The organism is Propioniciclava sp. (assembly GCF_029977985.1).
Lineage (GTDB): Bacteria > Actinomycetota > Actinomycetes > Propionibacteriales > Propionibacteriaceae > Propioniciclava.
Genome location: NZ_JARKOT010000218.1, coordinates 1 through 10,727 on the forward strand (window position 1 = coordinate 1; position 10,727 = coordinate 10,727).

At 71.5% G+C, this 10,727-nt stretch carries 11 protein-coding genes; 5 read left to right on the forward strand and 6 right to left on the reverse strand.

The window, feature by feature from the left end; all coding sequences use genetic code 11:
• Positions 1-236, reverse strand: a 236-nt coding sequence (locus tag Q1K57_RS12830; RefSeq protein ID WP_300083291.1) for an antibiotic biosynthesis monooxygenase, incomplete at its 3' end; no start/stop codon positions are given.
• 72 nt (positions 237-308) lie between these two features.
• Between Q1K57_RS12830 and Q1K57_RS12835 the strand changes: the two genes are divergently transcribed.
• The 3 genes from Q1K57_RS12835 to recO all read left to right on the forward strand — a co-directional run bounded on the left by Q1K57_RS12835 (position 309) and on the right by recO (position 2,548).
• On the forward strand, positions 309-719 hold the full coding sequence (locus tag Q1K57_RS12835; protein WP_300083293.1) for a transcriptional repressor: 411 nt from the start codon (positions 309-311) through the stop codon (positions 717-719).
• Between the two features lie 84 nt (positions 720-803).
• The gene (locus Q1K57_RS12840; protein ID WP_300083295.1) at positions 804-1,781 is read left to right on the forward strand and encodes an aldose epimerase family protein; all 978 of its coding nucleotides are present in this window, start codon (positions 804-806) and stop codon (positions 1,779-1,781) included.
• Positions 1,782-1,807: 26 nt separating this feature from the next.
• The gene (gene recO, locus Q1K57_RS12845) at positions 1,808-2,548 is read left to right on the forward strand and encodes a DNA repair protein RecO (RefSeq protein WP_300083297.1); all 741 of its coding nucleotides are present in this window, start codon (positions 1,808-1,810) and stop codon (positions 2,546-2,548) included.
• A 44-nt stretch (positions 2,549-2,592) separates the two neighbouring features.
• On the opposite strand, the gene Q1K57_RS12850 is transcribed toward recO, so the two are convergent.
• A complete protein-coding gene (locus Q1K57_RS12850) occupies positions 2,593-3,444 on the reverse strand; it encodes a Gmad2 immunoglobulin-like domain-containing protein (RefSeq protein WP_300083299.1) in 852 nt (283 codons plus the stop codon).
• A gap of 96 nt (positions 3,445-3,540) precedes the next feature.
• Here Q1K57_RS12850 and Q1K57_RS12855 point away from each other — a divergent pair, with 96 nt between their 5' ends.
• Complete coding sequence (locus tag Q1K57_RS12855; RefSeq protein WP_300083307.1) at positions 3,541-4,320, forward strand: isoprenyl transferase; 780 nt, start codon at positions 3,541-3,543, stop codon at positions 4,318-4,320.
• A gap of 6 nt (positions 4,321-4,326) precedes the next feature.
• Here Q1K57_RS12855 and Q1K57_RS12860 read toward each other — a convergent pair whose 3' ends face one another.
• From Q1K57_RS12860 to argG, 4 genes are read right to left on the reverse strand one after another with little or no spacing between them, the layout of a single operon-like run.
• Complete coding sequence (locus Q1K57_RS12860; RefSeq protein ID WP_300083301.1) at positions 4,327-5,247, reverse strand: universal stress protein; 921 nt, start codon at positions 5,245-5,247, stop codon at positions 4,327-4,329.
• Between the two features lie 55 nt (positions 5,248-5,302).
• Complete coding sequence (locus Q1K57_RS12865; protein ID WP_300083303.1) at positions 5,303-6,310, reverse strand: squalene cyclase; 1,008 nt, start codon at positions 6,308-6,310, stop codon at positions 5,303-5,305.
• A 36-nt stretch (positions 6,311-6,346) separates the two neighbouring features.
• Positions 6,347-7,165: a phosphotransferase gene (locus Q1K57_RS12870; RefSeq protein WP_300083305.1), complete on the reverse strand. Its 819-nt coding sequence runs from the start codon at positions 7,163-7,165 to the stop codon at positions 6,347-6,349.
• A 2-nt stretch (positions 7,166-7,167) separates the two neighbouring features.
• Positions 7,168-8,598: an argininosuccinate synthase gene (argG, locus tag Q1K57_RS12875; RefSeq protein ID WP_300083308.1), complete on the reverse strand. Its 1,431-nt coding sequence runs from the start codon at positions 8,596-8,598 to the stop codon at positions 7,168-7,170.
• A 129-nt stretch (positions 8,599-8,727) separates the two neighbouring features.
• On the opposite strand from argG, the gene Q1K57_RS12880 reads away from it, so the two are divergent.
• Positions 8,728-10,727 (forward strand): PEP/pyruvate-binding domain-containing protein (locus tag Q1K57_RS12880; protein WP_300083306.1); only part of this gene is annotated, 2,000 nt, incomplete at its 3' end.

A 10,727-nucleotide genomic window follows, 5' to 3' on the forward strand; every position in this document is an offset into this window, starting at 1 on the left:
CCCAGCAGCGGCATCAGCGCCATCTTGGCCTCGGATCCGTTGAACGAGCGGCGGTAGGAGCCCACATCGGCCCAGCGGGTGACGATCGCCCACAGGTCGGGCTCGTCGAGGTTGCGGACCACCTGTGCCTCCTCGCAGCCCGGCCGTTCCCGCCAGAAGGCGACGACGGCGTCCGCACGTGCGTGGAAGGCGCCGGCGGCGGCGTCCGGAACCCGGAACCGGCTGATGGAGATCACCCATGCAGCCTACGGGCACCGGCGGCTCCGGCTCGACGCCGCCCCGGGTAGGCTGCCGTCGAGGAGGCCGCGATGACCAACACACCCCAGCGACGCACGCGCCAGCGCGCGGCCGTCGCGGAGGTGCTGGCGAAGCTCGAGGAGTTCAGGACTGCGCAGGACATCCACGACCTGCTGCGCCGTCGCGGCGACAGCATCGGCCTGGCGACCGTGTACCGGACGCTCCAGTCGCTGGCCGAGACGGGCGAGGCGGATGTGGTCCGGACGCCCGACGGCCAGTCGGCCTACCGCGGTTGCGGGCAGGCCGCCCACCATCACCACCACCTGATCTGCCGCCGCTGCGGCACGACCGTCGAGTTCGAGATGGACGGCATGGAGGCACTGGTCGAGTCGCTGGCGCGACGCCATCGGTTCACCGACGTCGGCCATGAACTGGAACTGTTCGGCCTGTGCGCCTCCTGCGCGGTGCGCGAGGAGTCCTGACTCGCGGGGCCGCGCTGCCACCCGCCAACGCGGGCGTGCACGTCGGGTTGACTCCGGTTCGGCCCGGCGGCGTAGCCTTCGGGCATGCTCAGCCACACGCTCCACAGCGAGGCCCTGTCGGTCGAGATCCGCATGCTGGGGGCGGCTCTCAACCGGGTCGTCGCCCGCACGGCCGGTGCTGAGGTCGATCTGGTGCTCGGCCACGCCGACGACGCCGACCGGGCGGCGAGCACCTACTACCTCGGTGCCCTCGTCGGGCCGGTAGCGAACCGCATCGCGAACGGCCGGTTCACCCTCGACGGCGTGACCCACCAACTCGCCACCAACGACCGCGGCAACACCCTGCACGGCGGCCCGGACGGCTTCTCCACGAGGCCCTGGACGCTCATCGAGGCCGGCCCGGACGCGGCTACCCTCGCCCTCGGCTGGACCGACCCCGCCGGCGGCCTGCCCGGACACCTGGCGGCCTCCGTCACGTACCGCCTCCGCGGCAACGAGCTCAGCCAGACACTCGCCGTCGCCAGCGACACCCCCACGCTCGCCGCGCCCTGCCTGCACCCCTACTTCAACCTGGCGGGGTCGGGCACGATTCGCGACCACGTGGTGGCGGTCCGCGCAGGGCGGGTGCTCTTCACCGCCGCCACGTCGATCCCGACCGGACCCCCTGTCGAGGTCGCCGGCACCCCGTTCGACCTGCGCGGCGGCGTCCGGCTGGGCGATGTCATGGACTCCGACCATCCTCAGGTGGCCGCGGCGTCCGGCCTCGACCACGCCTTCCTGCTCGACCCCGGCGACGGCCCGGCCGCCGTTCTCACCGATCCGGCGTCCGGTCGTCGCCTCGAGATCTGGACCGACCAGCCGAGCATCCAGGTCTTCACGGGCGTCGACCTCAGCACGGACGCCGCCGGCCTCGGTGGGGTGCCGTACCCCGACTTCGGCGGGGTGGCGCTGGAGGCACAACAGGTGCCCGATACGGCGAACAGGACCGAGTTCGGCTCGGTGCGCATCGACGCCGAGCATCCGTTCCGCTCGACGACGCGCTACGTGTTCACGCTGGCCTGAGGCTGCGCGGCTGGAACAATGGCCTCGTGCCGACCTATCGCGACGAGGCGGTCGTCCTCCGGACCCACAAGCTGGGTGAGGCCGACCGCATCATCACCGTCCTGTCGCGGCGGCACGGCAAGGTGCGGGCGGTGGCGCGCGGCGTCCGGCGGACGTCGAGCAAGTTCGGTGCCCGGCTGGAGCCGTTCAGCCACGTCGACCTGCAGTTCGCCACCGGCCGGACGCTCGAGGTGATCACCGAGGCCGTCACCCTGCACCCGTGGTCGCAGCCGCTGGGTGCCGACTACCCGCGCTACACCGTGGGCCAAGTGCTGCTGGAGACGGCCGACCGGCTCGTCGGCGTCGAACGTGAGCCGTCGTTGCAGCAGTTTTTGCTGCTCGCGGGAGCGCTCAACGCGCTGACGGCGGGCACCGCCGACGGCGACCGGCCGCCCACCATGATCATGGATTCCTACCTGCTGCGCGCAGTCGCCACCGCCGGCTTCGCCCCCAGCCTCGGCGAGTGCGCTGTCTGTGGGGACGCCGGACCGCACGAGTCCTTCTCCCCCAGTCAGGGCGGCACGGTGTGCCGCCGCTGCCGCCCGCCCGGGACGCCCTTGCTCCGCCCGGAGACGCTCGGTTACCTCCGCGCGCTCATCAGCGGCGATTGGGTCACCACCCGCACGATCGACGAGCCGACGCAACGGCAGGCGTCCGGCCTCATCGCGGCCTTCGTGGGCTGGCACACCGAGCGCGGGCTGCGCACGCTGGGTCTGGTCGAACGCTGAGACCGATGGCCGGCAGGTGCGCCGAGGGCCGCGCGGTCGCCCGCTCAGCCGGAGACCGTGAACGCCCGCGTGTCGACGTCGGGCTGGTGTCCTTCGCCGTCGCCGACGTCGTCCTCGCGGATCTCGACGGTGTACTCGCCGGGCGGCAGCGTCACCGTGAACGCATAGTCGGCGAACTCCTGCCCCATGGCGGTCCGCGCCGAGCCGGTCTGCACTTCTGCGCCCGCGGCGTCCAGCACGCGCCAGGGTAGAACGGCTTCGTACACCGCGGCGTCGCCGCTGATCGTCACCGGGGACGCCACCGTCGCCCCGTCGACCGGGCTGTCGATCGAGACCAACACCCGCGTCGCAAGGGGGTCTGCGCGGCGCAGGTTGCCCGACCACGTGAGGTCGCCCCAGTCGCCCACGGGGCGCCCGTCGATCTGCAGCGCCACCGCGCCATCGGCGCCGGTCTGCTCGGTGACGGTCCACACGAGCTGGTCGGCCATGGCATGCATCGTGCGGGCGTCGAGCCCGGTCGGCCAGGCGTCCGCATTGAGGTTGACCGTCGTGACGTCACCGCTCGTCGCGACGCCGATCACCGCGGCCGTCGACGGCCACGGGTTGGTGTAGTCGGGGTCGACCGGCCCCGCCAGCATCGTCTGCACCGCACCCGCGACCGGGTCGGCGGCCGGCACCTGCCGCTCCTCCCGGCCGAGGCGCAACCCGCCGGTCGAGTCGCGCACGAAGTACACCAACGCCGCCTCGGTCGGCACGGCGGGCGTCGAGGTCGGCTCGACCGACGTCCCAGGCGCCCCCGGCGACGTCACTCCCGGCCCAGACGTCGACCCGGGTGGCACCAAGGCACACCCCGCCAAGACCACCACCGACACCACCGCCACCAGGACCCGATGCATCGCCCCGCCCCTCCTCCACGTCGTGTCTTCCCATCATGACGCGTCGCCCCGACATTTCCAGCGGATCCGGCCGGGCCCGGCCGCTAACCTCGACCCCTGCCCGTGCCGCCGACACCGCACCCCTCGGGGGCGACGCCCCCCACCCTTCCCCCTACGTTCGTCCCGCGCCACGTCGCCATCGTCATGGACGGCAACGGCCGGTGGGCCAAGGAGCGCGGCCTGCCCCGCACCGACGGCCATGCGCGCGGCGAGGCCGCGCTGCTCGACGTCATCCACGGGGCGATCGAGATCGGCGTCCCGTACTTGTCGGCGTACGCGTTCTCGACCGAGAACTGGAGGCGCTCGCCTGACGAAGTCCGCTGGCTCATGGGCTTCAACCGCGACGTCATCCACCGCCGCCGCGACGAACTGAACGCCCTCGGCGTCCGGATCATGTGGGCCGGCCGCGCACCGCGCCTGTGGAAGAGCGTGATCGGCGAACTGAGAACGGCCGAGGCGATGAGCCGCACCAACACGACGCTCACGCTCCAGTTCTGCGTCAACTATGGCGGACGCGCCGAAATCGTGGACGCCGTCCGGCAGGTCGCCGCCGAGGCGAGGGCCGGACGCCTCGACCCGGACAAGGTCACCGAAAAGAGCTTCCGCAGTCATCTCTACCGCCCCGACGTGCCCGACGTCGACCTGTTCGTGCGCTCGTCGGGCGAGCAGCGCACCTCGAACTTCCTCGTCTGGCAGTCCGCGTACGCCGAGATGGTCTTCCTCGACCGCCTGTGGCCCGACTTCGACCGCCGCGATCTCTGGCACGCCATCGAGCTGTACGCCCAGCGTGATCGGCGCTACGGCGGCGCGCTCCCCAACGAGACGCCCACCCCCTGACCCGCGCTACGCGGGCGTCACGCGCCGGTCGTCGCCGCGCAGGATCACGACCGGGCAGCGCGCATCCCGCAGCACGGCCTTGCTGGTCGAGCCGAGCAGCAGCCCGGTGAACCCACCCCGCCCCCGCGACCCCACGACGAGCAGGCTCGCACCCTCGCTCGCGTGCAACAGTGCCTTCTCGGGCAGCCCGGTGGGCACCTCCACGTCGATCTGCAACTCCGGGTACTGCTCCCGGTAAGGGGCGACCTGGCGCTCGGTCGCGTCCTTGATGCCCTCGGCGAGCGGCACCGGATCGATCGCCCCACCGCCCAGCGGGGCGCTCAGCCACGGCGTCAGGTCGAGCGCGTGCACCGCGTGCAGCCGGACGCCGCGGCTGTCGGCCTCCGCGGCCGCCCAGCGCAGCGCCGCCTGCGCCTCGGCCGAGTCATCGACTCCCACCACGATCGGGCCGCCTTCGACGCCTTCGGCCAGGTCGGTCACCACCGCCACCGGACCGTGAGCGTGCTGCACGACCGCGTCCGCCGTGCCGCCGAGTGCCCGCACCTTGAAGGGCGCGTACGCGCCGCGCGCCCCGATGACGAGCAACTCGGCTGTCTTGGACGCCTGCGCGAGGGTGTAGGAAGGCACACCACGCACGAGGAAGGTCTCCATGGCCAGCTTGGGGTGCGCCCGCTTCACATGGTTGGTCACCTCGTGGAGCTTCGCTTCCGCAAGCTCTTCGATGTGGCCCGGCCAGTCCGACTCCTGCATGGCGGCGAACAGGTGGCTCCGCGGCGGGATCGGCACCTCGGGGATGGCGAGCACCACCTGGAGGGTGTGGCCCGTCTCGGCCGCGCGCGCGGACGCCCACTCGACCGCTCGCCCGGCTCGCTGCGACAGGTCGGTCCCGACGACGATCGCGCCGGTCGGATCGAACGGAATTGCCACGGCCTCCTCCTCACCGAGTGGGCCAGCGGGGCGCGGCCCGGGCTGTGGCACCAGATTACTTGCCCTGGCCCGATCCTGCGACCCCTCTGGCGTCTCCGGCCCGGCCGACCGTAGCGTCGGCGTCCCACCACTGCAGGATGCGCAGCGCGAAGAACGTCAGCCACTTCGAGGGCTCGCCCACGTCGGCGTCGGTCAGGAACCAGACAGCCCCCGGGTCGCGCCGCCCCTGCGCCCAGGTGCCGTCGGGCGACCGCTGGGCCCGGAGCACGGCCATGGCGTCGGCGAGCCGCGGATCGGGAGGGGTGCCGTCGAGCAGGGACGCCGCACGGAAGTGGTCGAGCGCCCGCAGCGTCGAGTAGCGCCACCGGAACGGGTACTCCAGCCGATCGACCCAGTCGGCCACCGGCTCGCCCGTGCTGGCGCGGAGCCGAAGCCGCCGTGCCAGCAGGTACTCCTCGCCTCGTCTGCGGCTCTCCCGCGTGTCCCCGCCACCGAGTTCGCTGAACTCCCGCAGCCCGACGAGCGCGTTGAGCGTCGAGTGGAACGAACTCACGGTGGCGCCCTCGACCCAGTCGCAGTTCCAGCCGCCGTCGGAGAGCCGGTGCTCGTCGAACCATGCCCTCAAACCGCTCACGTCGGCCCCCAGCCATTGGCCGGTGGCGAGCGTGGACGCGTTGATGCACGCGTCGACCTCGCCGCCCCAGTAGGGCAGGTCGTCGTACTCCCAGCGCGCGTTCGCCGCGATGCGCTCAGCCGTGTCGCCGAGGACCGCAGCGTCCACCCCCCATTCCCGCAGGTCCTTGAGCGCCCAGGCCGTCGCCATCCAGGGCTGCGCCTCCCGGTCGCCCCACTCCACGGGGTGCACGATGGTCTTCGGGAAGTAGGCGCCGCCGGCCCACTGGCCGTCGGCATCCTGCAGCGCGAGCAGCCCGGCGCCGTACCCCTCCGTCGCAACGCGGGCGCGTGTGGCCCGCCAGGTGGTCTCGTCGGCGCCGGCGAGGTCGCGCTCGACTTGCCAGGCCAGTGCCGGATCGGAAGCGAGCAGCCAGTCCAGAACATCCATGGAAGCGAACCTAGCGCCGGTTCCGGACGTTTTCCGTCAGTGGGGTGCGGCGGCCAGCCATGCGAGTGATGCGTCTGCCCAGCGCGGCGTCTGCTCCGCCTCGGCCGCGAACACGAGGGTGGCGAGATGGGACAGCGGCTCGTCGAGAGCGGCCTCACGAGGATCGATCCGGACGCCATGGCCCGCGACCAACGCCTCGTACTCGTCGCGGAACGCGGACGCCGCCCGCTCCGACAGCGAAACCGTGACGTTGCGCAGGTCGGACGATCGCAGCCCGGCCCCGAGCAGGTTGTGGTCGAACATGAGCGCTGACGCGCCCGTCCAGTGCACGGCAAGGTTGGTGTACCAGAAGTCGTTGTATGTGAGCGTCCGCCGTAGGTCGGCCAGGAGGTGCCGCCAGTGTGGCAGTTGTTCCTGCGCCCAGGCCGCCGGCAGCGCCAGCTCCGGCCACCGGTCGGCGATGCGGGCCAGACCCGCGGCGTCCACCACGTCGAGCTCGGAGTACAGGCCTGCCAGGTCGGCGGCGTCGGTCTGCTCCCCTGCCGCGTGCAGCGTGGCGTACCACCGCGCGAGCAGGCGCGCGACGTGCGGATCGTCCAGGTCGTCGGGCGTGCCCAAGCGGTAGCCGGCATCCTCGGCATCGGCCAGCACGAGCCAGTCGGGCCCGGAACCGAGCACGGGCAGTGTGGGCACGCCGAGGCGTCCGAGCAGCGCGTAGTTGGCGATCTCGCGGCGGTGCTGCGGGGCTGCGTACCGCTTCACGATGACCGGATCACCCCTGAGAGTGCCTTCGACGACCAGGACGCCGTCGGAGTCGCTGATCACGTCGCCCCACGCGATGTCGGCGAGCTCCATCGTCAGTCGGTGCCCGCCTCCATGCCGGAGACGAACTGGGCGTCGTCGATGAAGTCCGGCGCCAGTTGGGCTCCACCCGTGATCGCCCGGGCCTCGCCCGCATCGAGCTCGCCCACCAGCTCGGACACCGCGCCGCCCACGAGCCCGAGCGCGCTGTACTGCTCGAGGCGGGTGCGGGTGTCGGCGATGTCGAGGTTGCGCATGGTGAGCTGGCCGATCCGGTCGACCGGCCCGAAGGCGGCGTCGGCCACGCGCTCCATCGAGAGCTTCTCGGGGTGGTAGGACAGCGCGGGGCCGGTGGTGTCGAGAATCGAGTAGTCCCAGCCCCGGCGCAGCGAGAGTGTCACCTCCCCGGTGATCGCCGAAGCCACCCACTGCTGCAACGACGTCCGCACCATGAGCGACTGCGGGTCGAGCCAACGGCCCTCGTACAACAGCCTGCCGAGCTTGCGCCCCTCGTTGTGATAGCTCGCGACGGTGTCCTCGTTGTGGATGGCGTTGACGAGCCGCTCGTAGGCGATGTGCAGCAACGCCATGCCGGGTGCCTCGTAGATGCCGCGGCTCTTCGCCTCGATGATGCGGTTCTCGATCTGGTCGCTCATGCCGAGCCCGTGGCGTCCGCCGATGGCGTTGGCCTCGCGTACGAGGTCGACGGCCGTGGCGAACGTGGCGCCGTTGATGCGCACGGGCACGCCCTGCTCGAACGCGACGGTGACCTGTTCGGCCGCGATCTCGACGTCGCCGCGGTAGTGCGCCACGCCCATGATCGGCTCGACGATCTCCATGCCGGTCGAGAGGAACTCGAGCTTCTTCGCCTCGTGCGTGGCGCCCCAGATGTTGGCGTCGGTGGAGTACGCCTTCTCCTGGGAATCCCGGTACGGCAGGCCGCGTTCGGTGAGCCAGGCGCTCATCTCGTCGCGGCCGCCGAGCTCGGTGACGAAGTCGGCGTCGAGCCACGGCTTGTAGATCCGCAACTGCGGGTTGGCGAGCAGCCCGTAGCGGTAGAAGCGCTCGATGTCGTTGCCCTTGTAGGTGGAGCCGTCGCCCCACACGTTGACGTCGTCTTCCCGCATCGCGCGGACGAGCATCGTGCCCGTCACGGCCCGCCCGAGCGGCGTGGTGTTGAAGTAGGGAACGCCGGCGTTGCGGATGTGGAACGCCCCGCACTGGAGCGCCACGAGGCCCTCGTTCACCAGTTCGGTGGTGCAGTCGACGAGGCGGTAGCCCTCGGCACCGTACGCCGCAGCACGACTCGGCACGGAGTCGATGTCGGGCTCGTCGTATTGGCCGATGTCCGCGGTGTAGGTGTAGGGGATGGCGCCCCTCTCGCGCATCCACGCGACGGCCACCGACGTGTCGAGACCGCCCGAGAACGCGAGGCCGACCTTCTCCCCCACCGGGAGCTTCATGAGCACCTTGGACATGCGCGCGATCCTAGTCGCCGCCCGCCGGCGCTCCGGACACATCTCGGACGAATGCTCTCCCGATTCGGACCTCCCAACTGCGCGCAGGTGCACCCAGTTGGGAGGTCCGAATCGGGAGGTCACAGCTACGGTGGGCCCATGAACGCACGCGCGAGCACTGGCATCGGCGGCCTGGATGCGGCCGTCGACGGGCTGCGCATCGGCGACAACGTCGTGTGGCACTGTGCGAGCCTCGCCGACTTCGCCCGCGTCCTGGCCCCCTTCCTGGACGCCGCCCGCTCCGACGGCCGCCGCATCGTCTATGTCAGCTTCGGCTCGCACCCGGCCCTGGTGGCGGCCGGCGACGCCGAGGTCCACCACCTCGATCCCACGGACGGTTTCGAGCCGTTCGCCCTCGCGGTCCACGACCTCATCGCCGAGACGGGGCGGGAGGCCTTCTACGTGTTCGACTCCCTGGCGCAGTTGCGGGTGGCCTGGCACTCCGACCTGATGGTCATGAACTTCTTCAAGGTGACCTGCCCGTTCCTCTACGAGTTGGACACCATCGCCTACTTCCCCCTGCTCCGCGAGGAGACCACCGCGGCCACGCTCGCCGGCATCCGGGAGACGACGCAGGTGCTGGTCGACCTCCACGTCGTCGACGGTGAGACCTACGTGCACCCCCTCAAGGTCGACCGGCGCAGCTCCCCCACCATGTTCTTCCCCCACCACGTCACCGGCGACGCCGCCACCCCCGTCACCAGCTCCGAGGCCTCCGCACGCCTCACCGCGGCGCGGGGGCGTGCGCGGCGGCGTCCGGATCACTGGACGAGCGTCGTCGACCAAGCCATCGACGCGCTCGACGGTGACGAGGGAGCGCGGGCCGCCGCCTACGGCGTCCTCGCCGACGCCCTGCTCGGCCACGCCGGTCAGCGCATGGGCGAACTGGCGCGACGCCACCTCGATCTCGCCGACCTCCTCGTGGTGGCCTCACGCATGGTGGGCACGGGCAACGTCGGGGGCAAGGCCGTGGGCATGCTCACGGCGCGCGCGATCCTCAACCACGACCCGCTGAACCGCTTCGCGGCGCACTTGGAGCCCCACGACTCGTTCCACATCGGTGCCGACGTCTTCTATACCTACCTCGTCACGAATGGCTGGTGGCACCACCGGCTCGCCCAGCGCTCCCCCGACGGCTTCCTCTCCGCCGGCGCCACCCTCCACGACCTGCTCGGTCAGGGCGACTTCCCGACCGCCATTCGCGAGGAGTTCGTCGCCCTGCTCGAACACTTCGGCCAAGCGCCGATCATCGTCCGGTCGAGCTCGCTGCTGGAGGACAACTTCGGCAACGCTTTCGCCGGCAAGTACGACAGCTTCTTCCTCGCCAACCAAGGCTCACCTGCGGCCCGCCTGGCCGCCTTCGAAGATGCCGTCCGAGCGGTGTACGCCTCGTCGATGAGCCCGGACGCCCTGCGCTACCGCCAGGTGCGCGGGCTCGCGGCGGCCGACGAGCAGATGGCGATCCTCGTGCAGCGCGTGTCGGGTGACCACCACGGCGACCACTTCTTCCCCCACGCCGCCGGGGTGGGCAACTCGTCCAACCTCTACACCTGGGACGCCGCGATGGACGCCGACGCGGGCATGCTCCGCGTCGTCGTCGGGCTCGGCACCCGCGCTGTCGACCGCACCAACCTCGACCACGCCCGGATCGTCGCGCTCGACGCGCCCCTGGCCCGCCGCTTCTCAGACCCCGAGGACCTCTCCGCATCGAGCCAACGCCGGGTCGACGTCCTCGACCTGTCAAGCAACAGCCTGGCCACCGTCGCCCTCGACGCGCTGGTCGGCACCGACATCCGCGCCGACTGGTCGCTCTTCACCAGCCCGGACGCCGCCGCTCTCCGTCGGCTCTCCGACCTCGAGCGTCGCTCCGGCCGGGCGCGCACGCCGCGTCGGCCGCTCGTCGTGGCCGACTTCCGTGGGCTGCTGACCTCGACACCGTTCGCCGGCTTCATGCGCGACGTGTTGGACGCCCTCGCCGTGGCCTACGACTACCCCGTCGACGTCGAGTTCACTGTCAACATCACCAGCAGCGGCGACGTGCGCGTCGGCATCGTGCAGTGCCGCCCCCTGCAGACCCGTGGGCCCGGCGCGGCGGTGGC